The following is a 25,508-nucleotide window of genomic DNA, read 5'->3' as shown; positions in this document are numbered from 1 at the left end:
GTCATGGGCCGGTTGCTGCGGTCAGCCGCGACGCGGCCGACTGGCCGCCGCTGCGCCGCGCGCGCAGGCCAGCGCACCCCTTTTCCCACCAGGACCATGGCCCCTTTTCGGAGGAAGGTGCCGCGCAGCGGCGGATGAGTGTCGGGGCGAAGCCTCGTGCTCCCAAATTCACGAGACGCTTCGCGCCGTACCCTCACCCCAACCCCTCTCCCGGGGGAGAGGGGCTTTATGATTTGCCGCTGCAGGGATGTGCGGGCTCTTGCGAGGGACTCGCATACTATCTACACGATGAAGCGCGAACCGTCCTGCGATGCCCTGATCGTCGGCGCCGGCCACAACGGTCTGGTCTGCGCCGCTTACCTCGCGCGCGCCGGCTGGAAGGTCACGGTGCTGGAGCGGCGCGGCGTGGTCGGCGGCGCTGCGGTCACCGAGGAATTCCACCCGGGCTTCCGCAATTCGGTGGCGTCCTACACGGTGTCGCTGCTGCAGCCGAAGGTGATCGCCGATCTGGACCTGGCCGCGCACGGGCTGCGCATCGTGCCGCGCCGCTGCAACAACTTCGTGCCGCTGCCCGACGACCGCTACCTGCTGGCCGGCGCCGGCATCACCCAGGCGCAGGTGGCGAAGTTCTCGCGGCGCGACGCCGAACGCCTGCCGGCCTACGAAGCGCGGTTGGAACGCATCGCCGACGTGCTGCGCGCGCTGGCGCTGCAGCCGCCGCCGAACGTCACCGATGGCGGCTGGGTGCAGGCGCTGCCGGAGCTGCTGCGCGCCGGCCGCCTCGGCCGCCGCCTGCATGCGCTCGATTCCGGCCTGCGCCAGGAGCTGCTGGACCTGTTCACCATCTCCGTCGCCGAGTACCTGGAGCGCTGGTTCGAGAGCGATCCGGTCAAGGCGCTGTTCGGTTTCGACGGCATCGTCGGCAACTACGCCAGCCCCTACACGCCGGGCTCGGCCTACGTGCTGCTGCACCACGTGTTCGGCGAGAGCAACGGGGTCAAGGGCGCCTGGGGCCATGCGCTCGGCGTCATGGGCGCGATCACCCAGGCGATGGCCAAGGCGGCGCTCGCGGCCGGCGCGCAGATCCACACCGACGCCGGCGTACGCGAGATCCTGGTCGAGGACGGGCGCGCGGTCGGTGTGGTCACCGACCACGGCGAACGCCTGCATGCGCGCCGGGTCGTCGCCAACGTCAATCCCAAGCTGCTGTACGAGCGCCTGCTCGACCCGGCGCACGTCCCGGCCGCCACCCGCGAGCGCATGGCGCAGTGGCGCTGCGGCTCGGGCACGTTCCGGATGAACGTGGCGCTGTCGCGGCTGCCGCAGTTCCGCGCGTTGCCCGGGCAGGGCGACCATCTCACCGCTGGCATCATCCTGGCGCCGAGCCTGGATTACATGGACCGCGCTTACCGCGATGCGCGCGACCACGGCTGGTCGCGCGACCCCATCGTCGAACTGCTGATCCCCAGCACCCTGGACGATTCGCTTGCGCCGCCCGGCCAGCACGTGGCCAGCCTGTTCTGCCAGCACGTGGCGCCGCAGTTGCCGGACGGGCGCAGCTGGGACGCGCACCGCGACGAAGTCGCCGAGCTGATGATTGCCACCGTCGAGCGCTACGCGCCGGGTTTCGCGGACTCGGTGCTGGGCCGGCAGGCGCTGACCCCGCTGGACCTGGAGCGCACGTTCGGCCTGATCGGCGGCGACATCTTCCATGGCGCGCTGAGCCTCAACCAGTTGTTCAGCGCCCGCCCGATGCTCGGCCAGGCCAACTACCGCGGCGCGATTCCCGGCCTGTACCTGTGCGGCGCCGGCACCCACCCGGGCGGCGGCGTGACCGGCGCGCCCGGGCACAATGCGGCGATGGCGCTGCTGGGGCGGTGAAGCCGTCCGAAGAGCCAGGCTGGCGACCGGTCGATAAGCGCGCGTGCCGTGGGTAAACCGCGGATAGGGCCGCCACAGCGGGGAAACGTCATGACAGCAGACAGCTGGCACCTGTCGGCGGCACATGCGCGCGCTGGCCGGTGTTCGGCTTCGGCATGGTGCGCAGGTCGGCAGGGGCATGTCGCGCCAGATCTGCAGCGGGGTTCTCAGGCACGACCGTTCCAAACGAAAAAAGGGGCGGCCAATGGCCGCCCCTTCGATTGCTGACGAACGACTGCTTAGAACTTGTACTGGACTCGGGCAAAAGCCGTGCGCCCGTACCAGTCGTACTGCGACGCGTACAGCGGGGTATTGCCGTAGCGCGTCCCGGCGCCGGTGGAGATCAGGTCCGGTGCCTTGTCGAACAAGTTGCGCACGCCGACCATGATGCCCCAGTCGCCCTGTTCATAGGCAACGGACGCATTGTGCAGGACCTGCCAGCCGGCCTTGATGTCGCGCGTCGCGTCCTGATACCCCTGGTAGGTGAAGGTCGGATCCAGATCGCGATTACGGGTGGTGCTGACGTAGCTGGCCTCGTAGCTGAAGGTCCAGTCGCCACGCTTCAGGTCTGCAGACAACAGGCCCACCGTCTTCGGGCGGCCGATGTAGCCGACTTGGTCGCTGGTGTTTAGGCCGCTCGCCGCCGCGCTGTCGAACAGCTGGAGCACGTCTTCCATCGTGTACGTAACCTGCGCCTCCAGCGACAGCTTGCCGAAGGAGAAGTCGTTGTCGTAGTTCATCTGCAAGTCGTAGCCGCGGGTGCGTTCGCGGTTGATGTTGATGTACTTGTTGTAGATGGTGGTGATGGTGTTCGGCGAGGCCGGATCGGTCGGGCTGTTGCGGACGAACTGGTCGCAGAATGCATTCGGATACACCGCCGACCCGTAGCAGCCGTTGATGATGTCGAACTCGTTGAGCTGCGCGATTTCGCCGCGGATGTTGTAGTCGAAGTAATCGACTGCAATGCTCAGGTTGGCGAATTCCGGCGTCCACACCACGCCAAGCGTCTTGGCCTTGGAGGTTTCCGGCTTCAGCGTGCCCTTGCCACCACTGCCGTAGACCGTCGCCGATCCGCCGCCGCCCGCGTAGTCCGAGGGGATGCCGGCAGCCGCGCAGTTCTGCTGAATGAAGGTGTTGCTGCTGTCACCCCACAGGATGCAAGGATCGATCGTGGTCTGAGATTGGTAGCCGGTCTGGTCGCCCAGATACAGTTCGTACAGGCCCGGCGCGCGATACGAGGTGCCGATGCTGCCGCGTACGCGAAGAGACGGGATGATCTGCCAGTTCAGGCCAGTCTTCCACACCTGGTCCGAATCAGCGACGGAGTTGTACTTGAACGCGCGGCCGGACAGGTTGACCGAGAGCGATTCGATGCCCGGCTTGTTCTTGAGCAGCGGGATGTCGAATTCCATGAAGGCTTCGCGGACATTGTCCGTGCCCTTGGTCGCCTGCGCCGAACTGTAACCCCAGATATCGCCCGACTTGGTCAGCGCATCGGGCTCGTCGTCGATCTTGGTATGACGGTACTCGACACCGAACGCGGCGCCGACATCGCCCGCAGGAAGCGCGAACAGATTGCCGGTGACGACGGCATTGACGATCGCCTGGTCGTAGGTGGTATTGCCCTTGGTATTGACCCCGATTGCATTCTCCAGCTCACTCATGCGCTCGCCGCTGAGGTAGCCCGGATCGAAGTAATTCACCGGTGCATCGCCGTCGACAAGCGACAGATCGCCCGTGCGGGAGGTCTGGATGTCGTTGTGCGTATAGTCGCCGTCCGAACGCGAGTAGCTGGCGTTGATGTCCCAGCTCCAGCTATCGGTTCCCTTGAAGGCCCCATCGAACTTGGTGCTGCCGTAGAAGTAGTCGACGGTGATCTTCTGGTCGTCGCGGTACGGCATGATCGGCTGGTAGAAATCCCCGTCGGTCTCATTGGCGACCACCGGGAAGTACTGCCGATAACCGTGCGTGGTGGTCTCGCGACGGTTGTACAACCATTGCGTCTTCCAGTTGAAGCTGTCGAACCCGAAGTCGCTCGACCCGTACAGGCTGACGCGCTCGCGTTGGTTGATGACTTGCGCCGTATCGTAGAACGGGAAGTTCACCACATCTTCATAGTAGGCCTGCGGCGAGTTTGCGTAGGTTCTGGAGGGGCGCGCACGCGGCCTGTAACCGGGAAACGGACCTACGGTGCTGCCGTCCGGCGACGGTACATAGCGGATGGCCGCGTTGAAATAGTTGATGATGGTGTTCGCGTATAGGTTTCCAGTCGAACACCCGCCCAGCTTGGTGCCGGCGAGGATCGAGCGATCCTCGCGGTCGATGCGCTTGCCGTCCGTGCCCCAAATCCGGTCCTGGGCGCAGCTCAGGAAGTCGCGGTCGCCGTAAGTGAGGGCATTCAATCGGTCCCATTGGACGGCGCCGACGATGCTGCCGTTGCTGAAGTCCTTGCCGGCAGCGAACGAGGCGGAGAACTGTTCGCCACCGCCGTGCTGCGGCACGCTCATGGTGTAATCCATGATCGGCTTGTCGATGCTCTTGCGCGTGATCAGATTGACCGCGCCGGCGATCGCATCGGATCCGTAAATCGACGAGGAGCCGTCCTTGACGATCTCGATGCGTTGCAGGATCACCTTGGGGATGACGTTCAGGTCGAACGACCCAACCTGGCCGCGCGTACCGGCCGGACCGGGACGCTGCCCGTCGAGCAGGATCAGCGTGCGGTTGGCGCCGAGGCCGCGCAGCGAAACGGTCTGCACGCCGGTACCGCCTTCGACGACGAATCCGCCGAATTGATTGTTGATCTGGGTGGAACTGGCAGCCGCCGCCGAGGTCTGCAGGAAGTCGGCGACATCGAACTTGCCGGCGGCCATGCTCTTGTCGATGGAGATCACTTGAACCGGAGAGGCGGTTTCGTATTCGGGGCGCTTGAGCAGCGAGCCAGTCACCGAAACGCCTTCTAGATCCTTGGTCTTGCTCGCCTCGGATTTGGAGGCGGCCTTTGCGTGTTCGTCGGACTGAGCGTTGCCGCTGGTCAGACTGTCTTGCGCAAAAGCGGGTGCGGCTTGCAGAGCAGCGATCACGGCGATCGCCAGCGGCAGGCGCCGTAGCCCGTAGGTCGTGGACTTGGTCATTCCCTTTGTACTCCCCGAATTCAATAGAAGTGAAACAGTTGTTACAACCTGGTTAAGTGAATGTACTGCCGATGTGTCGTCTATGCAACATCTGCTGAACAACAAATTTTGTGTCATGCCGGCGCGACATCGCTGCTGTATGTGCGAATTGCAAAATTTCTTTAAGGGCTTGTTTTTCAATGGTTTGTGACGCCGTCCGTTGTGGTGTCGGCTGCCACCCACGAACTGGCGTGCCAGGCATGCGGTCCGCTGCCGCCTATGTGGCGCCGCGGCAATGCTTTGCAGCCGTGATCCGGTCGCCGGTTTCGGTCGGGTTGGTCACGCTTGCGAGGCGATCGATCACCGGATCGGTTCGCTTCGGCAAGCGCCCTTGTAGGCTGCGACGTCATGATCCACTACGCGAGACGGGGTTGTAGCGTCGCAGACGTGCTTGGCTGCATCGCGCAGTGAACGTGACACGCCTTGCCCGTCGTTTGCTGTGCGCCAGCGGCAGGGCGGATGCGCGCGCAATTGCCGCTGGCGAGGCTGGAGGGCGACTTCACAGGCGACGGGCGCCGAGTGCCGGTCGCGTCGTCGGCGGCAGTGGGCCAGATTGGCAGTGCTGGTACCGGTTCGGTGCGAAGCGGGTGCGCTCCCGGCGCATGCATGGCATGCGCCGGGAGGTGTTGCCAAAACCTTCAACGTTCCGTTCGGCCAGGCTGGTTGCGTGGTTTCCCGAAGACGTCGAACGCCTGCGGATCAAAGGCCGCCAGGGCCGCAGTCGTTCTTCAGGAAGCCCTCGATCAGGCCCAGCGTCTGCCGCTGCTGACTTGGATACCAGGGCAGGCTGTGCGGCTGGTTGGGGATCATGACGAACTTGGCTGGAACAACGTCCTTCACCGCCTCGTAGAAGTCCTTGGCGTGGAAGGAGGGAGTACGCACGTCTCTGTCGCCGACGAATAGCAGCACCGGAATCGTGGCGTTGGCGGTGTTCTGCATCGGATCCATGCCCTTCAAGGTCTTTCCTTGCAGGATGCGTTGCAGGCGGTTGTCGCTCCAGGAGGTGCTGAGCTTGCCCAGGTTGGTGACCGGCGCACCTGCGATGGCGCACTGGTAGGGCGACGGCTTGCGCACGGTGGCCGCAGCTGCGGCGAATCCCCCATAGGAATAGCCGAAGATCGCCACGCGGTCCTTGGACGCATAGCCTTCCGACACCAGCCATGCGGCGCCGTCGTCGTTGTCGTCGGACATCTTTTGGCCCCATTCGCGGTCGCCGGCGACCCACAGGTCGCGTCCGAGACCCTGGGTTCCGCGGTATTGCGGTCGCAGGACCGCGTAGCCGCGCGAGGTTAGGAGCGACACCCAGCCGGACACGTCCCAGCCCATGTAGTCGCGCGCCCACGGGCCGCCATGCGGATTGATGATCGCCGGGCCAGGCGGGTCGCCCTGTTTCCAGCCGGCGGGAAGGTCCAGGATGGCCGGGATCTTGCGTCCATCGCGTGCGGTGTAGGTGATCCAGCGTTCTTCCACGGCTAGGCCGCCCTTGCCGATCCACGGCCTGGAGCTTCCCAACGGCGTGACGGTCTTTTTATCGATGAGCAGGTGATAGCTCGGCGGCTGGTCGGCACTCTGTACGGTGAAAAACACCTTGGAGAAATCGTCCGTGTACGTCCCGAGCGAGATGTTCTGTCCCGGGAAGGCTTTTTTCAGGCCGTCCTGGATGGACTTCAGGGTCGGGTCCACATACACGGACTGACGATAGGGGCCGTCCACGGTGAAGCCCACGACCTTGTTGAAGTTGCTCGGTTGCGTGCCGAAGATCAGTCCGGCAATGGAGAAATTCTGATCGGCTACCACCGGATCCGGATCGTATTTGCGCTGTACCGGGTCGTACAGGCGCACCTGAGTCTTGTCGGAGAATTGATCGGTCAGCACGTAGTACTTTCCGGTCGCGTCGTCGATGCCTGCGACATCCACCACATTGCGCGCGGAGATCTTGGTGGTCAGCGGCGCATGGACATCGAACTGGCCGGATTTCGGGTCGAGCAGCAGGACCTGCTGTTCGAAATCGCCGCCTGCGCCTTCGAGCTGCTGCTTGGCCAGAACCTTGCCGGTGCGATGGTCGAACAGTGACGGGACCGCACGCGAGTCGCCGCGGAAGATCAGTTCGGTCTGCCCGGTCTTTAGGTTGTAGAGGTAATAGCTGGACGAAAGGCTGACCTCGCTCAGCTGCTGGATGACCACCCTGTCCGGATCCAGCGGGAGCATGTCCACGAGCGACGCAGTACCGCTCAGCTCCAGGCACAGCTGCGTATCGGCGCTGATGCCGATCTTGCGTGCGTTGTCCGCGAAAGCTTCCTTGAAGTCTTTCTGATCGTCGCCGGTCAAATAGGTCTTGGAAACGAACGTCCGCGTCGAACCGGTAGAGTTTCCTTCTCCGCAGCCGCCAAGACGCCCGGTCCATTCCTGGCGCGCTACGGTCAGGATCTTGTCTGCTTTGAGCGCATAGGCGGAGATGAACTTCATCTTGTCGCCGGATGGCGTGGCGACGGTCGGGCCCTTGGACAACGCCGAGGTATCCCACGTGGCCAGGGCCGTTTCGTCGGGATTCTGCGGAGACGGGATGAGCCCCACGACGTGTTTGCCATCCGGGCTCATCGTTACCGACTGCAGCGCTGGCAGGCGCGCCAGATCCTCGATCGGAATGGGCTGTATGGCGTGAGCCGTGATGCTTGCCAGCAACATGGCCGCTCCCGTGGCGATGCGCAGAGGCCGCGCCGAGTGAATCCTTGTCATGCAAAATCCTCTAAGGTGAGAAGTACGGGCCATTGCGTGTTGGCGCAAAATGAACAATCTGTGAATATACCAGAACTTGGTATTCGCGCACTCTAATGCGCCATGGTTTGTCAAAAAGTGCCGTTGCGGCGCGTGTGTGGGTGCGGCCGCCTGATGCCGCTGCCGCAGTCCGGATCCACCACTTGAGCGCAGGCCTGATCGTGGTTGTGCAGCAGAGCAAGCTGCCCAGGATATGTTCGATGGCGCTTTACCGCCGGCGAAGAGGCGCATCGCCTTTGGAGCTGCGGAGTTACGTGGCCGGCGGTCAGCGGCGTCCTTGTATAGTTCTGGTGCCCACCTACACGCTCCGTGCTCCTTGCACGGTCCTGCCTTCCCCGAAGCGTTGGCCAGTGCATTGCACGCATCCTTGCCCCTCCTTGTTCACGAGTCCCCATGACCGACCGTCCCCGCATTCCCGTCCACGCCGTCCAGCCCAATCTCGCGCCGCTGCCGCGGATCCGCAATGTCATCGCCATCGGTTCCGGCAAGGGCGGGGTGGGCAAGTCCACCACCGCGGTGAACCTGGCGCTGGCGCTGCAGCGCCAGGGCGCGCGGGTCGGGGTGCTGGATGCCGATGTCTATGGCCCCAGTGTGCCGGCCATGCTCGGCCTGAGCGGGCGCCCGGACAGCCCCGACAACAAGTCGATCGAGCCGATGCGCGCGTTCGGCATCGAGGCGATGTCGATCGGGCTGCTGGTGGACCAGGACACGCCGATGATCTGGCGCGGGCCGATGGCCACCTCGGCGCTGACCCAGCTGTTCACCGATACGCTGTGGGACGACCTGGACTACCTGCTGATCGACCTGCCGCCGGGCACCGGCGACATCCAACTGACCCTGGCGCAGAAGATTCCGGTCGCCGGCGCGGTGATCGTGACCACGCCGCAGGACATCGCCACGCTGGATGCGAAGAAGGCGCTGAAGATGTTCGAGAAGGTCGAGGTGCCGGTGCTGGGCATCGTCGAGAACATGGCGGTGCATACCTGCACGCAGTGCGGCCATATCGAGCACCTGTTCGGCGAAGGCGGCGGCCAGCGCATGGCGCAGCAGTACGGCGTGCCGCTGCTGGGATCGCTGCCGTTGGCGATCGCGATCCGCGAGCAGGGCGACGCCGGCACCCCGATCGTGGCCGCGGACCCGGACTCGGCCGCCGCGCTGGCCTATCTGGCCACCGCGCAGCGCCTGACCGAGGAACTGCGCAAGCGGCCGCGCGCGTCGATCCCGATTTCCGCCTCGCTGCTCTGAGCGCCGCCACGGCCGCCGCGAACGCGCCGCGACCGGCTAGAATCGCCGGTCACTGCGGCCCGCTCCGGCGTCGGCCGCGCTCCCGGCGGGCAGGTTCCGGCCTGCCGCCACAGGCATCAGGAAGACGTATGAGCATCAAGAGCGACCGCTGGATCCGCCGCATGTCCGAGCAGCACGGCATGATCGCGCCTTACGAGCCGGGCCAGGTGAAGCAGCTCAACGGCGAGCGCATCGTCAGCTACGGCACCTCCAGCTACGGCTACGACGTGCGCTGCTCGCGCGAGTTCAAGGTGTTCACCAACATCAACTCGACCATCGTCGACCCCAAGCGCTTCGATCCGAAGAGCTTCGTGGACATCGAGGCCGACGAATGCATCATCCCGCCCAACAGCTTCGCCCTGGCGCGCACGGTGGAATTCTTCCGCATCCCGCGCGACACGCTGGTGGTGTGCCTGGGCAAGAGCACTTACGCGCGCTGCGGCATCATCGTCAACGTCACGCCGCTGGAGCCGGAGTGGGAAGGGCACGTCACCCTGGAATTCAGCAACACCACGCCGCTGCCGGCGCGCATCTACGCCAACGAAGGCGTGGCGCAGATGCTGTTCTTCCAGTCCGATGCCGACGACGTCTGCGAGACCAGCTACAAGGACCGCGGCGGCAAGTACCAGGGCCAGACCGGCGTGACCCTGCCCAGGACCTGAGTTTCTTCCACGACACCAGCACAAGGAGCGCGCAATGAACGACCCCAATCCCTACCAGGCGCCCGAAGCGCCGCTGCCGTCGGCGCCGCTGGCGCTGGACGGCGCCGAGGTGCTGGCCGGTCGCGGCGAGCGCTTCGGCGCGGCGCTGATCGACGGCGTGATCGCGCTGGCGACCTTCCTGCCGCTGGCCGCGCTCACCGGCTATTTGGGCAGCGCCATGGACGCGGCACGTGGTGGCGCGCCGGTGCCGTGGCTGACCATGGCTGGAAACGCGATGCTGTCGTTCGTGGCGTTCGTTGTGGTGCAGGGCTATCCGCTGGCCAAGACCGGGCAGACCTGGGGCAAGAAGTTACTTTGGATCCGCATCGTCGATATGGAGGGTGAGCCGCCGCCGCTGTGGCGGTTGCTCGCGCTGCGCTACCTGCCGACCCAATTGCTGGCGTTGGTGCCGATCGTAGCCAACTTCTACGTGCTGGTGGATGCGCTGTTCATCTTCCGCAAGGACAAGCGTTGCCTGCACGACCTGATCGCAGGCACCCAGGTGGTCAACGTCCGCCGTTGATGCGGACGTGCCGGCCGCCGCGCATCGGCGGCCGGCAGCCAAGGGTGGAGGTCGCCGGATCGAATCCCCAATCCCGACTCCCCAATCCCGGCAGTTACTACTTGCCGCGCCCGAACAGCATGCCCACGCCGACCGCGACCAGGATCGCCGGCCACCAGGTGGCGATCAGCCGGCCCAGGCTGAGATTGGTCCAGCCGAGGTTGTTGGCCAGGAACACCAGGCCGATCACGATCAGCACGATGGCGGCGATCACATTGGATTTCATGGAGACGCGGCTTCCGCTAAAAGGGCGCCTATCGTAGCCGTTGCCGCCACGCCGCAACACGGGTCTGCAGCACATCGGCGTCCAGCCGCTGCGCCGTGCCGCTACCCCACACCGGCCCGGGCCAGGCCGCGTCGCCTTCGTGGCGCCCGATCAGGTGCACGTGCAATTGGCGCACGATATTGCCCAGGGCGCCGATGTTGAGTTTGTGCACGCCCGGCTCGCCGCGCAGCAGCTGCGAGAGCTGGTTGATCTCGGCCAGCAGCAGGCGCTGCTGGGCGCCGTCCAGGTCGATCCACTCGCTGGCGCCGGCGACGCGCGGCACCAGCAGCAGCCACGGAAAGCGCGCGTCGTCCATCAACCGCACCTGCGACAGCGGGCCGTCGGCAACGAACGCGCTATCCGCTTCCAGTCGCGGATCGAGTGCGAAATCGGCCATCGGCGCGGCTCAGCGCAGGTGTTCGGCGAGGAACGCGAGGCTGCGTTCGCGCGCGCTTTCGGCGCTGTCGGCATCGTAGTGGTTCGGATCCACATGGCGGTCGAAACCATGCCCGGCCGGATACACGTAGGTCTGCATCTGCGGCAGTTTCTCGCGGTGCTGCTGTACCGAGTCCGGCGGAATGCTGCCGTCCTGCGCGCCGAAGTGGAACAGCACCGGCGCCTTCGGGGCTTCGTCGAGGAACTGGGTATTGCGCCCGCCGTAGTAGCTCACCGACGGCAGGCCCAACCGCACCGCCGCCAGCAGTGCGACGCTGCCGCCCCAGCAATAGCCGACGGTGCCGACCTTGCCGGCCGGCGCCAGCGCCTGCGCCGCGGCCTGCACGATGTCCAGCGCCTTGTCGAAGCCGAGCGCGCCGACCAGTTCCAGGCCCTTGTTCACGCCGTCCTGGTCGTAGTTCAGCTGCATGTCCTTCTCCACCGGATCGAACAAGCCCGGCGCCAGCACTTCGTAGCCCTGCGCCGCGTAGTAGTCGGCGACCTCGCGGATGTAGGCGGTGACGCCGAATATCTCCTGGATCAGCACCAGGCCGCCGCGCGGGGCGCCTTCCGGTACGGCGTGCCAGGCGGAGACCTGACCGTGCGGGGTATCGAGGGTAGTCCAGTGGCCCATGGTGCATTCCTGTGGCGGGGGGAGAGAAGCGACGATTATCCACGCCGGCGGCTAGGCGGCTGTCAACGCGATTGGGATGGGGTGTGCCATGCGCGGCGGCTTGCGGTGTCCGCCGCGCGGTCCGGCCGCGCGTTATAACCCGCGCGTTTTTTCTCTTAGCACCCTCGGACCCAGGACGGCGCGGCTGCAAGCCAGGATCGGCAGCGTGCAGCAATGCCTGGTCGATCTGCTCGAGGACGGCATCGCGGTGGCACGCTCGAAGGCCGATGCGCCGGAGATCGACGGCCTGGTGCACATCCAGAACGGCGCCGAGCGTGGCCTGCAGCCGGGCGATCTGGTTGATGTGGAAATCACCGACAGCGACGAGCACGATCTGTTCGCGAGGCGTTGCCGGTGGGCACGGCGCAACCGCGGCAGGCGCTGAATCTGCAGGTGCTGTGAAGCCCGGCCGGCATTGCTGATCGCGCCTGCGCGGCAGCCGGTCGCTCAGCGCCCCGCGTAGTCCACCGACACCACCACGAAGCTGTGGCGGCCGCCGGGCAGTTGCGCCTCGATCTCGTCGTCGATGCGCTTCTTCAGCAGCGCCCGCGCCAGTGGCGAATCGATGCTGATCCAGCCGCGGCCGGCATCGGTCTCGTCCGGGCCGACGATGCGGTAACGCAGCAGCTCGCCGCTGTCGGCGTCCTCCAGTTCGACCACCGCGCCGAAGAACACCGCCTGCGGATCGGACGGCGCGGTGTCCACCACGCGCAGTGCCTCCAGGCGCTTGCTCAGGTAGCGCACGCGGCGGTCGATCTCGCCCAGCTGTTTCTTGCGGTAGGTGTACTCGGCATTTTCCGAACGGTCGCCCTCGGCCGCGGCCGCGGCCAGCGCCTTGACCACCTCCGGCCGGCGCACGCGCCACAGCTCCTCCAACTCGGCCTTGAGCCGGGCGTGGCCTTCGGCGGTGATCAGGGCGGTGCTTTTCTCGGCGGGAGGACGCCAGCGGCTCATCGGGGGTCGGCACTGCGGTGGAGCGGGGTGGCGATGCTAGCGCGTGCATCGGCCTTGCGCACGCGCAGGCGATGGCCGAAGCTGGCGCGATCATCCACACGGACGTTGTTCGATGCTGATCCTGCCGTTGCACAAGCCGCTGTCGCGGGAGAATTTTCCGCTGGTCACGCTGCTGCTGGTGCTGCTCAACGCGGCGGTCTATTTCGGCTGGCAGCGCCAGGACGCGGCGCCGCTGCAGCAGGCGCAACGCTATTACCTCGATTCCGGACTCGGCGCCTACGAAGCGCCGGCCTACGCGCGCTACCTGCAGCGTAGCGGGCGCGGGGAGGCGCTGGCCCAGTTCGAGCGCGTGCCGGCTGCGCAGCAGGCGGAATTCGTCGGTGGCGCCAGCCTCAACGACGTGCGCTTCGTGCAGGCGTTGCGCAGCGGCGAGGCATTCGAGGACCCCGCCGCGCAGCAGGCCTGGGCGCCGCTGCGCGCCCGCTACGACGCGTTGCTGGACCGGGTGTTCACCTTGCTTCATCTGCAGCGCAGCTCCGAATGGTCGCCGGCGCGGATGCTGTCCTCGGCGTTCCTGCATGCCGACGCGTTGCATCTGTTCGGCAACATGCTGTTCCTGGTGGTGCTAGGCACCTTGCTGGAAGGCGCGATCGGCCGCTGGCGGTTCCTGCTGGTCTACCTGCTGGGCGCGATCGGTTCCAGTGCGGTCAGCCTGTGCTGGCGCTGGGGCGAGGCTGGCGGCGGTCTGGGCGCGTCCGGCGCCATCGCCGCGCTGATGGGCGCGTTCTGCGTGGTCTGGGGACGGCGGCCGGTGCGCTTCTTCTACTGGTTCGCGGTGGTGTTCGACTACGTGCGCGGCCCGGCGATCGCGTTGCTGCCGCTGTGGCTTGGCTGGGAGTTGTACAACCTGCTGGCCAACGGCGATGCCGGGATCGGCTTCGATGCGCATGCCGGCGGCCTGGTCACCGGCGCGTTGCTCGGCGCGGCACTGGTGGCGCTGCGGCAGACCCACGAGGCCTTCATGCGCGACGAGGCTGCGGTCGCTGCAGACGACCGCTGGGAGCGCGCGCAGCGGCATCTGGGGCGGCTGGAGAATCGCGAGGCCGCGTTCCTGCTCGACGAACTCGCTGCCGAGCAGCCGCGCCGCTTCGACGTGGCGCAGGCGCGTTACCGGGTCGCGCGCAATGCCGGCGATGCGCGTGCCGCGCAGGCGCGCGCGATCGAACTGCTGCGCCTGCCGGCGACCACGGCGCAGGAAGCGCAAGCGCAGGCAGCGTTGCTCGGCGACTGCATTGCCGGTGCCATCGCCGTGGACGCGGCGACGCGAGCGCTGCTGTTCGATCGCTGGCTGGCGCTGGGCCGGCTGCGCGATGCCGAAGCGCTGCTGGCACAGGATGCGGCGGTGCCGCGCGCCGAACAGGCGCAGCACTGGTTCCGGCTCGCGCTGGGCCATGGCGAGCAGCAGACGCCCTCGGAGTGGCGCCGCCTGTTGCTGGCGGTGATCGAGCGCTACCCGGATCAGCCGCAGGCGGACAAGGCCCGGTTCCTGCTCGCCAACGCGTGAGTGCCGTTGGCGGCGGCATGGCCGCCCGCTCGCACGCCGGTGCTAGGGCGTGTCATCAATCCCCGAGCAGCTCGCGCCGTTCTCGCGCATGCGCGTTCATGTCGGCGCTGGCACGGCAGCGTGCACGCGCAAGAGTGGCCCTGCGGGTTGGGCCTGTCAGGCCGCCAGCCGGCACCGCGCGGCTTGACCTGACCGCCAGTCAGGCGCTGCGCCACGCAGCACCGGCTGGCGACCTGACAGACCCAACGCGACCTGCTCGGGAATCGATGGCACGCCCTAGGCCGGCGCGATGGTCAGCGCCTTCAGCGCCGCCTGTAGCTTGCCGCGTTGCGTTTCGTCCTCGCAGCGCGCGAGCGCATCCTGTAGCAGCGCGCGCGCCTGCGCGTCGTCGCCGAAGCGCTCGGCCAGCAATAGCGCTGCGCTCAGCGACCAGGCGCCGAATTCCGCCGCCTTGGGCCAGGCGCGCAGCGCGGCGAGCAGGCCATCGAGGGAGAGCTTGAACTGCCCGGCCAGTTGCGCGCGCTCGGCCAGCAGCGAGGCCTGTTCCGGCAGCAGCGGGACGAAGTCGGGGTCGGCATCGAGGGCCTCGCGCAGCAGCGCCAGTGCGCGCCGCTCCTGCTTTTCCTGCAGCAGACGATGGATGTACTGGCGGGTGTGGTCGCGGCGGTCGTCGGCGCGCCCGCCGTTGCGCAGCAGGCGCTGGTACAGCTCGTGCACCGCCAGGCTGACCGCGCGCGAGCGCACTTCGCCACGCAGCAGCTGCAGCGCCTCGGGCGCGTAGCCGTCGCGCACGAACTGTTCGGCTTCGTCGAGCACGCGCTGGTCCGGATCGTGGCGGCCATGCGTGGCGTCGTCGCCGGCGGCCGGTTCGTAGCCCAGCACCTCGTGGTACTGGTAGACCAGATACCCCATCAGATGGAAGGCGGCGAACAGTCCCCAGATCGTCACCACGCCGACCGCCAGGTCGCTGGCCAACGGCGGCAGGTAGTGCTGCAGCCATCGAGCCGCGGTCAGCGCGCTGGCCTGGATCACGAACAGCAGGCCGAACGCGGCCAGGTACGGCCAGCCGATGCGCAGCGCCAGGCCGATCGACACGGCCGGATTCAGCGCGCGGCGCAGGCTGCCGTCGATGGCCAGCGAGATCAGGAAGCCGGGCTGCAGCAGCACCACCGCCAGCAACGTCAGCAGGCCGACGACCGGGCCGGCGAGCAGCGCCGCGGCGGCGACCACCGCGCCGAGCACGATCATCAGCGCCAGCAGCCGCAGCACCACTCCGTCGCCGATGTCGAAGCCGCGCTCGGGCGCATCCATGTATCCGTCGGCGGTATGCCGCAGGATCTCGAAGGCGTATTTGTAGATCGCCAGCGTGGTGACGATGCCGATGATCCAGCCGATGCCCGGCAGCATTCCCAGCAGGCGGCACAGGGTCAGCGCGATCAGTGCGAACAGCGCGCCGCCGTGCAACGGATACAGCGCGATGGCGCGGGTGCGCGCCCAGAAAGGTTCGGGTGTGCTGCGGCGCGCGCGGCTTGCGCCGGCGCGATGACGGTCTTCCATGACGCCCCCTGCGTTCAATGTGCGCCGATTGTGCGATGCGCCGGGCGGGCGTGCAATCGGGGCGCGCTGGCGCGTTGGTCCGGGCGAGGTCGTGCCGGGCAGGGCGCCTTTAAGTCCCTCCCCACATCGCGCTCGTGGGGCCAATGCGCGGTCGCGATGCGGTACAGGTGCGCAGCGCAAGCCGGGCAAGATCAGTTCGCGGCGTGCACTGTTGCACTGGGCTGGGCGCTGCGGCGGACACGGCGTGTCCTGGGTGGACTCGCTGCTGTGGCTAGAATGGGCGCTCCACGGCGACTGCCGGCATTCCCAGGCGGCAATCCGCTGCGGGAACCGGCACCGCCAGCTCAACGCATGGAGTGTCGCTTGAACCCATCCGCCACAGGCAATCCGCGTGTGCGTATCGAAAAGGTCGAGGTGCTGTCCGACAACTGGTACGTGCTGCGCAAGGTCACCTTCGATTTCCAGCGCAGCGACGGCAGCTGGCAGACGCTGTCGCGCGAGGCCTACGACCGCGGCAACGGCGCCACCATCCTGCTCTACAGCCGCGCCAAGCGGACGGTGATGCTGACCCGCCAGTTCCGGCTGCCGACGCTGCTCAACGGCAATCCCGACGGCATGCTGATCGAAGCCTGCGCCGGGCTGCTCGACCAGCACGATGCGCAGACCTGCATCCGCAAGGAGACCGAAGAGGAAACCGGCTACCGGATCGAGAACGTGCGCAAGGTGTTCGAGGCGTTCATGAGTCCGGGCTCGGTCACCGAAAAACTGTATTTCTTCGTGGGCGAGTATTTCGATCGCGACAAGGTCGGCGCGGGCGGCGGCGTTGCCGCCGAGGGCGAGGAGATCGAGGTGCTGGAGCTGGCGCTCGACGTGGCGCTGGCGATGATCGAATCCGGCGAGATTGCCGATGGCAAGACCATCATGTTGTTGCAGTACGCCAAGCTGCATGGGGTGCTGGGGTAGGGCGTTTTTTAGCGGCTCTGTGCGTGTTTGGGATTGGCTGCGGGTGGTTTCGGAGTATCGGTCGCGGCTGAAGCCGCTCCTACAGGTGGGATGCCGGGATCTGAAATGTATTGGCCGTGTCCAAAGGCGCGCGCATCGCCGCACCACCGGCCTTGCGGTCCGCCGCGCTCAGCGCTTGCCGCCGAAGATGCTGCCGAAGATGCCGCGCACGATCTGCTGGCCGATGCGGTTGCCGACGGTGCGCGAGGTCTGCTTGGCCATCGTCTCGAGCATGCCCTGGCGGCGTTTGGTGCCGAACACCGCGTCCTTGACCGCCTGGCCGAAGCCGCTGTCCTGCGCGTCGTCCTGCTCGCGGGTGCGCGCCGCCGGTGCCGCGGTCTTCTCGGCCACCTGCTCGACCCGGCGCGCCAGCATTTCCGCCGCCGAATCGCGGTTGACCGCGGTGTCGTAGCGGTTGCCGACCACGCTGGCGGCGCGTACCTGCGCACGCTCGGCGTCGGAGATCGCACCCATCCGGCAGCGCGGCGGCGCGATCAGGGTCTGCTGCACCGGCATCGGCACGCCCTTGTCCTGCAGCGTCGAGACCAGTGCCTCGCCGGTGCCGAGCTGGGAGATGGCCTTGGCCACGTCCAGCTTGGGATTGGCGACGAAGGTCTCGGCGGCGGTGCGCACCGCTTTCTGGTCGCGCGGGGTGTAGGCGCGCAGCGCGTGCTGCACGCGGTTGCCGAGCTGGCCGAGGATGTTGTCCGGCACGTCATCAGGGAACTGCGAGCAGAAGTACACGCCCACGCCCTTGGAGCGGATCAGCCGCACCACCTGCTCGATGCGCTGCACCAGCGCCGGCGGCGCGTCGTCGAACAGCAGGTGCGCTTCGTCGAACACGAACACCAGCTTGGGCTTGTCCAGGTCGCCCACTTCCGGCAATTTTTCGAACAGCTCCGACAGCAGCCACAGCAGGAAGGTCGAGTACAGGCGCGGCTTGAGCACCAGTTGCGCGGCGGCGAGGATGCCGATCACGCCGCGGCCGTCGCTGCCGACCCGCATCAGTTCGGCCAGGTCCAGCGCCGGCTCGCCGAAGAAGCCTTCGCCGCCGTCCTGCGCCAGGCGCAGCAGCGCGCGTTGGATCGCCGCCACCGACGGCGCGCTGACCAGGCCGTATTCGGTGGAGATGTCCTTGCGCTGCTCGACCACCAACGCCAGCAAGGCGCGCAGGTCGTCCAGGTCGAGCAGCAGCAGGCCGCGGTCATCGGCCAGCTTGAACACGATGTCGAGCACCCCGGCCTGGGTGTCGTTGAGTTCCAGGATCCGCGCCAGCAGGGTCGGCCCCATCTCGCTGACGGTGGTGCGCACCGGGTGCCCGAGCTGGCCGTACAGGTCCCAGAACACCACCGGGTTGGCGGCCGGGGCGTAGTCGGCCACGCCGATGTCCCTGGCGCGCTGCAGCACCTTCTCGCTGCCGTCGCCGGCCACCGCCAGCCCGGCCACGTCGCCCTTCACGTCGGCCATGAACACCGGCACGCCGATCCGCGAGAAGCCCTCGGCCAGGGTCATCAGGGTCACGGTCTTGCCGGTGCCGGTGGCCCCGGCGACCAGGCCGTGGCGATTGCCCAGGCGCGGCTGCAGCACCACCGCGATGTCGTCGGTCAGGCCTTTGCCCAGCAGGATCGGGTCCATGAACAGCTCCGCGGTGAGGTGGGCGGATTCTAGGCGTTCGCGCCGGCGCCCGCTCGCCGCGAGCGCTCAGGGCCGCGGTTTGCCAGGCCTGAGCGATGAACGGATGCCCCGCCGGCGCGGTGCCGGCGCGTGCCCGACCTTGCCGCGATGTGACAGCGGCGGCTACCCTGCGGCCTTTCCGTCGTCGCGTCCCATCATGCCCCTTTCGTTCCGTATCACCCATGGATGGCCCGCCGTGGCTGCCTTGGCGCTGGCTTGCGCCGCGCCTTCTGCCCACGCCGAACGCGTCTCCACGCGCGACAAGGCCGCCATCGCCGTCCTCGACCAGCGCCTGGCGGCGGCCGAGAAGCGCTACAACGACGCGATGGTGCTGGTCGGCAACAGCGACCCCAAGGGCACCCAGGAAAGCGACGCGGCGCTGGAGGACATCGAGGACGTGGTCGATGCCTGCATCAAGCAGCGCGGCTGCCAGGTCGGCACCTACCTGAGCGCGTACAAGCGCCTGCTCAAGGCCAAGGCCGACGCGCGGGGCGCGGCGACCGATGCCGATGCCACCGACGATGACGCCATGCCGCTGCAGGCCGATCCGGACCACATCAGCCCGCTGGCCGCCAATGTGCCGGAAGCGGCGCGCGCGGCGAGCCTGCTCAACGACCAGCGCCATGCCTTCGACGCGATGGTCGAATACAACCCGGCGGTGCAGGCCGGCATCCGCCGCTGGCTCACCGACATGCGCCCGTCGCTGATGAACAGCTACGAGAACTACCAGAACCTGCGCGCGATCATGTGGCCGGAATGGGAAAAGCGCGGGCTGCCGGAGGCGCTGCTGTTCGGCATCATCGCCAAGGAATCCAACGGCCGCGTGCACGCCAATTCGCGGGTCGGCGCCGCCGGGCTGATGCAGTTCATGCCGGCCACCGGGCGCCGCTTCGGCCTGGGCCCGGACGGCACCGGCTTCGATACCCGCTACGACGCGCGCAGCGCCGCCGAGGCCAGCGCGGTGTACATCAACGAGCGCATGGCCGAGCTCAACCGCAGCATCGAACTGTCGCTGGCCGGCTACAACGGCGGCGAGGGCCGTGCCGCGCGCGTGTACAACCAGATGCAGGGGCGCAGCTTCTGGGATGCCCAGGTGTACAACCAGTTCCCGGCCGAGACCAAGGACTACGTGCCGATGGTGATCGCCGCGGCGTGGATCTTCCTGCACCCGCAGCAGTACGGGGTGGCGTTCCCGAAGATCAACGCGCAGCCGGCGACGCTGCGCCTGGCCAAGTCCACCACGATCTACGAGCTGACCATTTGCCTGGGCAGCGACGGCACCCGCGACGGCTACATGCGCGCGCTGCGCAACCTCAACCCGCGCTACGAACCCGATGGCTGGATCCCGGCCGGGGTCACCATCAACGCTACCACCAAGATCGTCGGCCTGTACAACCGCTATTGCGTCAGCGGCCCGCGCGCCGACCTGGCGCGTGCGCTGATCACCGCCGACGTCAACGCCGCGATCCGCAGCAACACGCCCGTGGTCGCCGATCCCACCGGCAACGTGGCGGTGGGCGACGTGACCCCGGTGGCCGGCGTGCCGACCACCATCGCCACCGGGCGCCCGGCGCCGGTCAAGCCCAAGCCCAAGCAGGTGCGCAGCTACCGCGTGGCCAAGGGCGACACGCTGGGCCGCATCGCCGACCGCTACAGCTGCGACATCAAGCAACTGGCCAAGGCCAACGGCCTGCGCGCGCCGGGCTATGCGTTGAAGCCGGGGCAGTCGCTGAAGATGACCGGCTGCGACAAGTAGGGCTTTCCTTCTCCCATCGGGAGAAGGTGCCCGAAGGGCGGATGAGGGTACGGCGCAGCAGCCAGGCGGACGACGCTTCCGATAGCAGGGTTAGAAGGTCTCTCTCAAGCCCTGCTTGCGGACGCACCCTCATCCGGCGCTGCGCGCCACCTTCTCCCGAGGGGAGAAGGGGCGTGCGGCGCATGCAACGCGCCGCGATGGTCCAGCTGTGCCGCATATGAAGCGAAGCCGTGATGCCCCTCTCCCGTCGGGAGAGGGGTTGGGGTGAGGGTACGGCAGCACCGGGAATGCAAGGCCGCCGGGCGCGCTGTTACCGCCCCAATACCCGCGCGACGATGGAGGAAGCGCCCGGTGTGCCGAGCGTTTAACTGAGCCGGACCGGCGCTTCCGCTGCCAGCGCCGGATCGAGCGCCGCCATGGCTGGCCTCAGTAGCACGATCACCATCGAGCTGTCGTTGAAGCGGCCGTGCCGCAGGATAAGAACGGCGCCTGTGTGTCCGTCGCGCCGCCGTGCGTCAGCTTTGCTGCCGCCGCGCCAGCGCCTGGCCGAGCCGGACCGCGGTTTCCGCCGCCAGCGCCGGATCCAACTGCGCCACGCCGGGCGGCAGCAGCACGATGACGGTAGAGCCGTAGTTGAAGCGGGCCATCTCCGCGAACCGCTCCAACACGATGCCCTTGCCGCGCCAATCCTTGCGGGTGATGCGGTCGCCGTAGCGCGGGATTTCCACGCCGCTCCACACCGTTTCCACGCCGCTGACCAGCAGCGCGCCGACCATCACCGAGGCCATCGGGCCGAACTCGGTGTCGAAATGGCAAACCAGGCGCTCGTTGCGCGCGAACAGCCGCGGCACGTTGCGCACCGCGTCCGGGCCGACGCTGAACAGCCGCCCCGGCACGTGCACGGTCTCGCGCAGGGTGCCGGTCCAGGGCATGTGCACGCGGTGATAGTCGCGCGGCGACAGGTACACGGTGGCGTACAGGCCGTTGGCGAACGGCGCCGCGGCGGCTTCGTCGCCGAGCAGTTCGGCGGCGGTGAACGACTGGCCCTTGGCCTGGAAGATGCGCCCGTCCTGGATCGGGCCGAGCTGGCTGATGCGGCCGTCGGCCGGCATCAGCAGCGCCTGCGGGTCCGGATCGGCGACGCGCGCGCCAGGCTTCAGCGCGCGGGTGAAGAACGCATTGAAGGTCGGGTAGGCGCGCGGATCGGGTTCGGCGGCCTCGGCCAGGTCCACCCCGAAGCGGCGCACCACGGTGTCGATCAGCCATTGCTTCAGCCCCGGCCGCGACGAGTAGGCCAGGCGCCGGGCCAGCGAGGACAGCAGCCGGTGCGGCAGCACGTAGGTCAGCGTGGTCAGCAGGCTCATGGCGCGGTCGCCTTGGTCAGCGCCTGCAGGTCGGCGGCGATCGCTGCCGGTTCGAACGGCGGGCGGATCAGCCCGGTCTGGCGGCCCTGCGGGTCGAGCACCGCGATCGCGGCGGAGTGGTCCATGCTGTAGTCGTTCGGGTTTTCCTGGAAATGCTTGCCGGGCACCTTCTGGAACACGAAGCCCAGCGCGGTGGCGAAGCGTTCCAGCTCCGGCACGTCGGCGGTGGCGGCGAGGGTGTCCTTATGGAAGCCGTGCGCGTAGGCACCCAGCCGCGCCGGGGTGTCGCGCTCCGGATCGACCGAGACGAACAGCACCCGCGGGCGCAGCGTGTCCGGGATCGATTCCCACTGCTTCTGCGCGCGGGCCAGATCGGCCAGGGTGGTCGGGCACACGTCCGGGCAGGCGGTGAAGCCCAGGAACACCAGCGTCCAGTGGCCTTTCAGCTCGCCGGGCACCAGTGGCGTGCCGTCGGACTGGCGCAGGTGGAAGTCGGGCAGGGTGCGCGGCTGCGGGTACAGGCGCACGCTGCGGGTCTCGGGCCACGCCGAAGCGCCGCCGCCGAAGTACTTCTGGGCCAGCAGCAGGCCCAGGCCGGCGGCCAGGGCGACCACCAGGACGATGCCGAAGTTGCGGTTGAACATACTGATTTCCCTTGCAACGAACGCTCATGATAGCGGCCGGGCCTCTATAATCGGGGGCCGAATTGCCTTGCCTGTTGCCATGACTGCCGACGCGGCCGCCGAACTCCACACGATCATCGACCTGATCCGCTACGGCACCAGCCGTTTCAATGCCGCCGAACTGAGCTTCGGCCACAGCTACGACAACGCCCTGGACGAAGCCACGCAACTGGTGCTGCACGCGCTGCACCTGCCGCACGACCTGGGCCCGGCCTACGGCGGCGCGCGCGTGACCACGCCGGAAAAGGCGCAGGTGCTGGCGCTGTTCGAGCGCCGCATCGCCGAGCGCATCCCCGCCGCCTACCTGACCGGCGAAGCCTGGTTCGCCGGGCTCAGCTTCAAGAGCGACGCGCGCGCGCTGGTGCCGCGTTCGCCGATCGCCGAGCTGATCGAGGCCGGCTTCGAGCCGTGGCTGGCCGGGCGCGAAGTCAGCCGCGCGCTGGACCTGTGCACCGGATCGGGCTGCATCGCCATCGCGATGGGCCACTACAACCCGAATTGGCAGGTGGATGCGGTCGATATCAGCGACGACGCCCTGGCCCTGGCCGCGGAGAACAAGGCGCGGCTGCTGGCCGACAACGTCGAGCTGGTCAAGTCCGACCTGTTCGCCGGGCTGGGTGGGCGCCGCTACGAGCTGATCGTGACCAATCCGCCCTACGTCACCCACGCCGAGACCGACGCGCTGCCGCCTGAGTACGCGCACGAGCCGGAACTGGGCCTGCGCGCCGGCGACGATGGCCTGGACCTGGCGCTGAAGATCCTGCGCGACGCGCCGGCGCACCTCAGCGAGGACGGCCTGCTGATCTGCGAAGTCGGCGAATCCGAGCGCGCGCTGGTGCAGCTGCTGCCGGAAGTGGATTTCGCCTGGGTCGAGTTCAAGGTCGGGCAGATGGGCATCTTCGCGGTGGAAGCCAGCGAGCTGCTCGCGCACCACGCGCGCATCGCCGACCTGGCCGCGAGCCGGTGAGCCGGCGGCCATGAGCGCGAACAGCTTCGGCACCCTGCTGACCGTCACCACCTTCGGCGAATCGCACGGGCCGGCGATCGGCTGCGTGATCGACGGCTGCCCGCCGGGGCTGGAGCTGGACGCGGCCGAATTCGCCCACGACCTGCAGCGCCGCGCCACCGGTAAGAGCCGCCACACCTCGGCACGGCGCGAGGCCGACGAAGTGGAGATCCTGTCCGGGGTCTACGAGGGCCGCACCACCGGCACCCCGATCGGCCTGCTGATCCGCAACACCGACCAGCGCAGCAAGGACTACACCGACATCGCCCGCCAGTTCCGCCCGGGTCATGCCGACTACAGCTACTGGCAGAAGTACGGCATCCGCGATCCGCGCGGCGGCGGCCGCTCCTCGGCGCGCGAGACCACGATGCGCGTGGCCGCCGGCGTGATCGCCAAGAAGTGGCTGGCGCAGCGCTACGGCGTGCGCGTGCGCGGCTACCTGTCCCAACTCGGGCCAGTGCTGCCGCAGGGTTTCGCCTGGGATGCGGTCGAGGACAACGCGTTCTTCTGGCCGCATGCGGCGCAGGTGCCGGAGCTGGAAAGCTACATGGACGCGCTGCGCAAGTCCGGCGATTCGATCGGCGCCAAGGTCACCGTGGTCGCCGACGGCGTGCCGCCGGGCTGGGGCGAGCCGATCTACGGCAAGCTCGACGGCGAACTGGCCGCGGCGCTGATGAGCATCAATGCGGTCAAGGGCGTGGAGATCGGCGACGGCTTCGCCGTGGTGGCGCAGAAGGGCACCGAGCACCGCGACCTGATCGCGCCGGACGGTTTCCAGTCCAACCATGCCGGCGGCGTGCTCGGCGGTATCGCCACCGGCCAGCCGATCGTCGCCTCGCTGGCGTTCAAGCCCACTTCCAGCCTGCGCCTGCCCGGCGCCACGGTGGACGTGGACGGGCAGGCGGTGGACGTCATCACCACCGGCCGCCACGACCCCTGCGTCGGCATCCGCGCTACCCCGATCGCCGAGGCGATGGTGGCGCTGGTGCTGATGGACCAGGCGCTGCGCCACCGCGCGCAGTGCGGCGACGTCGGCAGCGTCGCCCCGCACATCCCTGGCGGTGGCGATGGCTGAGTCGCGGCCACGGGTGTGGGTCAGCCAGCCGCTGTTCGACGATGTCGTCGCACGGCTCGGCGAACATTGCGCGCTGACCACCACCGCGGACGTGACCAGGTATTCGCAGCAAGAGCTGGCCGCGGCGCTGGCGCCGCTGGACGGCGCGCTGGTGACGCTCAACGAGCGCATTGGCGCCGCCGAAATTGCCGGTGCGCCGCGCTTGCGCGCCATCGCCAACGTCGGCGTCGGCTACAACAACCTCGACCTGGACGCGCTCAGCGCGGCGGGCATCGTCGCCAGCAACACGCCCGACGTACTCACCGAAACCACCGCCGACCTCGGCTTCGCGCTGCTGATGGCGGCCGCGCGGCGCATTACCGAATCCGAACGCTGGCTGCGCGAAGGGCAGTGGCGGCAGTGGTCGTTCCAGACCATGCTCGGCGCCGACGTGCACGGCAGCACCCTGGGCATCCTCGGCATGGGCCGCATCGGCCAGGCCATCGCGCGCCGCGCCGCCGGTTTCTCGATGCGCGTGCTATACCACAATCGCAGCCGCCTGCCGGCCGAGGTGGAGCGTGCGCACGCTGCCGACTACGTCGGCTTCGACGCACTGCTGGCGCGCGCCGACCACCTGCTGCTGGTGCTGCCGTATTCGCCGCAGTCGCACCATATCCTCGATGCCGCCGCGCTTGCGCAGATGAAGCCAAGCGCGACGGTGGTGAACATCGCCCGCGGCGGCCTGATCGACGAACTGGCGCTGGCCGACGCGCTCGCGCACGGGCGCCTGGCCGCGGCCGGGCTGGACGTGTACGAAGGCGAGCCGGCGGTGCGCCCGGAACTGCTGGCGCTGCGCAACGTGGTGCTGACCCCGCATATCGGCAGCGCCAGTGCGGCCACCCGCCGCGCGATGGTGGCGCTGGCGGTGGACAACCTGCTGGCCGCGCTGGGCTTCGGTGCCGACGCCGGGCGTCCGCCGAATGCGTTGAACCTGGATGCGATCGCGGGCGACGGCAATGGCGACGGCGGCATCGCGGGCAAAAAACGATAGGGAACCTCCGGCGACCTGAGCGGCGCGCTCGGGAGGTTCCCCGAATCCAGCTGGC

20 protein-coding genes and 1 pseudogene are annotated in these 25,508 nt (G+C 67.8%); 11 read left to right on the top strand and 10 right to left on the bottom strand.

Going from position 1 to position 25,508, the window contains the following annotated elements; all coding sequences use genetic code 11:
• Positions 1-288 precede the first annotated feature (288 nt).
• The gene (locus HEP73_RS14390; protein WP_185820495.1) at positions 289-1,881 is read left to right on the top strand and encodes a phytoene desaturase family protein; all 1,593 of its coding nucleotides are present in this window, start codon (positions 289-291) and stop codon (positions 1,879-1,881) included.
• Between the two features lie 278 nt (positions 1,882-2,159).
• Here the strand turns inward: HEP73_RS14390 and HEP73_RS14385 are convergent, their stop codons facing one another.
• Both HEP73_RS14385 and HEP73_RS14380 read right to left on the bottom strand, forming a co-directional pair.
• Positions 2,160-5,054, bottom strand: a complete 2,895-nt coding sequence (locus HEP73_RS14385) for a TonB-dependent receptor plug domain-containing protein (RefSeq protein ID WP_185820494.1) — start codon at positions 5,052-5,054, stop codon at positions 2,160-2,162.
• Positions 5,055-5,792: 738 nt separating this feature from the next.
• Complete coding sequence (locus tag HEP73_RS14380; protein ID WP_185820493.1) at positions 5,793-7,829, bottom strand: alpha/beta hydrolase family protein; 2,037 nt, start codon at positions 7,827-7,829, stop codon at positions 5,793-5,795.
• A gap of 432 nt (positions 7,830-8,261) precedes the next feature.
• Between HEP73_RS14380 and apbC the strand changes: the two genes are divergently transcribed.
• The 3 genes from apbC to HEP73_RS14365 all read left to right on the top strand — a co-directional run bounded on the left by apbC (position 8,262) and on the right by HEP73_RS14365 (position 10,376).
• Entirely contained in the window at positions 8,262-9,113 is an 852-nt protein-coding gene (apbC, locus tag HEP73_RS14375) for an iron-sulfur cluster carrier protein ApbC (RefSeq protein WP_185820492.1), read from the top strand.
• Between the two features lie 128 nt (positions 9,114-9,241).
• The gene (gene dcd / locus HEP73_RS14370; protein WP_185813311.1) at positions 9,242-9,814 is read left to right on the top strand and encodes a dCTP deaminase; all 573 of its coding nucleotides are present in this window, start codon (positions 9,242-9,244) and stop codon (positions 9,812-9,814) included.
• Between the two features lie 34 nt (positions 9,815-9,848).
• Positions 9,849-10,376 carry an RDD family protein gene (locus HEP73_RS14365; protein ID WP_185820491.1) on the top strand — a complete coding sequence of 176 codons (528 nt, stop codon included), beginning with the start codon at positions 9,849-9,851 and terminating at the stop codon, positions 10,374-10,376.
• Positions 10,377-10,473: 97 nt separating this feature from the next.
• On the opposite strand, the gene HEP73_RS14360 is transcribed toward HEP73_RS14365, so the two are convergent.
• From HEP73_RS14360 to HEP73_RS14350, 3 genes are read right to left on the bottom strand one after another with little or no spacing between them, the layout of a single operon-like run.
• On the bottom strand, positions 10,474-10,641 hold the full coding sequence (locus tag HEP73_RS14360; RefSeq protein ID WP_003467495.1) for a LiaI-LiaF-like domain-containing protein: 168 nt from the start codon (positions 10,639-10,641) through the stop codon (positions 10,474-10,476).
• Positions 10,642-10,669: 28 nt separating this feature from the next.
• Positions 10,670-11,077: an HIT domain-containing protein gene (locus HEP73_RS14355; protein ID WP_185820490.1), complete on the bottom strand. Its 408-nt coding sequence runs from the start codon at positions 11,075-11,077 to the stop codon at positions 10,670-10,672.
• 9 nt (positions 11,078-11,086) lie between these two features.
• Positions 11,087-11,749 (bottom strand): dienelactone hydrolase family protein, encoded by a 663-nt coding sequence (locus HEP73_RS14350; protein ID WP_185820489.1) that lies wholly within the window; start codon positions 11,747-11,749, stop codon positions 11,087-11,089.
• 181 nt (positions 11,750-11,930) lie between these two features.
• Between HEP73_RS14350 and rimO the strand changes: the two are divergent.
• Positions 11,931-12,190 (top strand): annotated as a pseudogene (gene rimO, locus HEP73_RS14345) (30S ribosomal protein S12 methylthiotransferase RimO); the annotation flags it as partial.
• A gap of 45 nt (positions 12,191-12,235) precedes the next feature.
• On the opposite strand, the gene greB reads toward rimO, so the two are convergent.
• A complete protein-coding gene (greB, locus tag HEP73_RS14340) occupies positions 12,236-12,742 on the bottom strand; it encodes a transcription elongation factor GreB (protein ID WP_185820488.1) in 507 nt (168 codons plus the stop codon).
• A 112-nt stretch (positions 12,743-12,854) separates the two neighbouring features.
• Here greB and HEP73_RS14335 point away from each other — a divergent pair, with 112 nt between their 5' ends.
• Complete coding sequence (locus HEP73_RS14335) at positions 12,855-14,306, top strand: rhomboid family intramembrane serine protease (RefSeq protein ID WP_185820487.1); 1,452 nt, start codon at positions 12,855-12,857, stop codon at positions 14,304-14,306.
• A gap of 276 nt (positions 14,307-14,582) precedes the next feature.
• Here HEP73_RS14335 and HEP73_RS14330 read toward each other — a convergent pair whose 3' ends face one another.
• Positions 14,583-15,863: a hypothetical protein gene (locus tag HEP73_RS14330; protein WP_185820486.1), complete on the bottom strand. Its 1,281-nt coding sequence runs from the start codon at positions 15,861-15,863 to the stop codon at positions 14,583-14,585.
• A gap of 363 nt (positions 15,864-16,226) precedes the next feature.
• On the opposite strand from HEP73_RS14330, the gene nudK reads away from it, so the two are divergent.
• A complete protein-coding gene (nudK, locus tag HEP73_RS14325; RefSeq protein WP_185820485.1) occupies positions 16,227-16,826 on the top strand; it encodes a GDP-mannose pyrophosphatase NudK in 600 nt (199 codons plus the stop codon).
• 168 nt (positions 16,827-16,994) lie between these two features.
• On the opposite strand, the gene HEP73_RS14320 is transcribed toward nudK, so the two are convergent.
• Positions 16,995-18,500 carry a helicase HerA-like domain-containing protein gene (locus HEP73_RS14320; protein WP_185820484.1) on the bottom strand — a complete coding sequence of 502 codons (1,506 nt, stop codon included), beginning with the start codon at positions 18,498-18,500 and terminating at the stop codon, positions 16,995-16,997.
• A 196-nt stretch (positions 18,501-18,696) separates the two neighbouring features.
• On the opposite strand from HEP73_RS14320, the gene HEP73_RS14315 reads away from it, so the two are divergent.
• Positions 18,697-20,295, top strand: a complete 1,599-nt coding sequence (locus HEP73_RS14315; RefSeq protein ID WP_185820483.1) for a transglycosylase SLT domain-containing protein — start codon at positions 18,697-18,699, stop codon at positions 20,293-20,295.
• A gap of 515 nt (positions 20,296-20,810) precedes the next feature.
• Here HEP73_RS14315 and asd read toward each other — a convergent pair.
• Positions 20,811-21,659, bottom strand: a complete 849-nt coding sequence (gene asd / locus HEP73_RS14310; RefSeq protein ID WP_185820482.1) for an archaetidylserine decarboxylase — start codon at positions 21,657-21,659, stop codon at positions 20,811-20,813.
• Positions 21,656-22,303, bottom strand: a complete 648-nt coding sequence (locus HEP73_RS14305; protein WP_185820481.1) for an SCO family protein — start codon at positions 22,301-22,303, stop codon at positions 21,656-21,658. The genes asd and HEP73_RS14305 overlap by 4 nt, the downstream gene beginning before the upstream one ends.
• 79 nt (positions 22,304-22,382) lie before the next feature.
• Here HEP73_RS14305 and prmB point away from each other — a divergent pair, with 79 nt between their 5' ends.
• The 3 genes from prmB to HEP73_RS14290 are packed head-to-tail and all read left to right on the top strand — an operon-like array spanning position 22,383 to position 25,453.
• A complete protein-coding gene (gene prmB, locus HEP73_RS14300; RefSeq protein ID WP_185820480.1) occupies positions 22,383-23,309 on the top strand; it encodes a 50S ribosomal protein L3 N(5)-glutamine methyltransferase in 927 nt (308 codons plus the stop codon).
• Positions 23,310-23,319: 10 nt separating this feature from the next.
• Positions 23,320-24,423 (top strand): chorismate synthase, encoded by a 1,104-nt coding sequence (gene aroC, locus HEP73_RS14295; RefSeq protein WP_185820479.1) that lies wholly within the window; start codon positions 23,320-23,322, stop codon positions 24,421-24,423.
• Positions 24,416-25,453, top strand: a complete 1,038-nt coding sequence (locus HEP73_RS14290) for a 2-hydroxyacid dehydrogenase (RefSeq protein ID WP_185820478.1) — start codon at positions 24,416-24,418, stop codon at positions 25,451-25,453. The genes aroC and HEP73_RS14290 overlap by 8 nt, the downstream gene beginning before the upstream one ends.
• Positions 25,454-25,508 lie beyond the last annotated feature (55 nt).

Source organism: Xanthomonas sp. GW (genome assembly GCF_014236815.1).
Taxonomy (GTDB): Bacteria; Pseudomonadota; Gammaproteobacteria; order Xanthomonadales; family Xanthomonadaceae; genus Xanthomonas_A.
The sequence above is the reverse complement of the archived record's forward strand: the minus strand, read 5'-3'. Positions and strand labels throughout refer to the sequence as shown.

Bases quoted from the DNA above. Each gene is read 5' to 3' on its own strand.
- HEP73_RS14390 (WP_185820495.1), top strand. From the start codon at position 289: ATGAAGCGCGAACCGTCCTGCGATGCCCTGATCGTCGGCGCCGGCCAC.
- HEP73_RS14385 (WP_185820494.1), bottom strand. From the start codon at position 5,054: ATGACCAAGTCCACGACCTACGGGCTACGGCGCCTGCCGCTGGCGATC.
- HEP73_RS14380 (WP_185820493.1), bottom strand. From the start codon at position 7,829: ATGACAAGGATTCACTCGGCGCGGCCTCTGCGCATCGCCACGGGAGCG.
- apbC (WP_185820492.1), top strand. From the start codon at position 8,262: ATGACCGACCGTCCCCGCATTCCCGTCCACGCCGTCCAGCCCAATCTC.
- dcd (WP_185813311.1), top strand. From the start codon at position 9,242: ATGAGCATCAAGAGCGACCGCTGGATCCGCCGCATGTCCGAGCAGCAC.
- HEP73_RS14365 (WP_185820491.1), top strand. From the start codon at position 9,849: ATGAACGACCCCAATCCCTACCAGGCGCCCGAAGCGCCGCTGCCGTCG.
- HEP73_RS14360 (WP_003467495.1), bottom strand. From the start codon at position 10,641: ATGAAATCCAATGTGATCGCCGCCATCGTGCTGATCGTGATCGGCCTG.
- HEP73_RS14355 (WP_185820490.1), bottom strand. From the start codon at position 11,077: ATGGCCGATTTCGCACTCGATCCGCGACTGGAAGCGGATAGCGCGTTC.
- HEP73_RS14350 (WP_185820489.1), bottom strand. From the start codon at position 11,749: ATGGGCCACTGGACTACCCTCGATACCCCGCACGGTCAGGTCTCCGCC.
- greB (WP_185820488.1), bottom strand. From the start codon at position 12,742: ATGAGCCGCTGGCGTCCTCCCGCCGAGAAAAGCACCGCCCTGATCACC.
- HEP73_RS14335 (WP_185820487.1), top strand. From the start codon at position 12,855: ATGCTGATCCTGCCGTTGCACAAGCCGCTGTCGCGGGAGAATTTTCCG.
- HEP73_RS14330 (WP_185820486.1), bottom strand. From the start codon at position 15,863: ATGGAAGACCGTCATCGCGCCGGCGCAAGCCGCGCGCGCCGCAGCACA.
- HEP73_RS14320 (WP_185820484.1), bottom strand. From the start codon at position 18,500: ATGGACCCGATCCTGCTGGGCAAAGGCCTGACCGACGACATCGCGGTG.
- HEP73_RS14315 (WP_185820483.1), top strand. From the start codon at position 18,697: ATGCCCCTTTCGTTCCGTATCACCCATGGATGGCCCGCCGTGGCTGCC.
- asd (WP_185820482.1), bottom strand. From the start codon at position 21,659: ATGAGCCTGCTGACCACGCTGACCTACGTGCTGCCGCACCGGCTGCTG.
- HEP73_RS14305 (WP_185820481.1), bottom strand. From the start codon at position 22,303: ATGTTCAACCGCAACTTCGGCATCGTCCTGGTGGTCGCCCTGGCCGCC.
- prmB (WP_185820480.1), top strand. From the start codon at position 22,383: ATGACTGCCGACGCGGCCGCCGAACTCCACACGATCATCGACCTGATC.
- aroC (WP_185820479.1), top strand. From the start codon at position 23,320: ATGAGCGCGAACAGCTTCGGCACCCTGCTGACCGTCACCACCTTCGGC.
- HEP73_RS14290 (WP_185820478.1), top strand. From the start codon at position 24,416: ATGGCTGAGTCGCGGCCACGGGTGTGGGTCAGCCAGCCGCTGTTCGAC.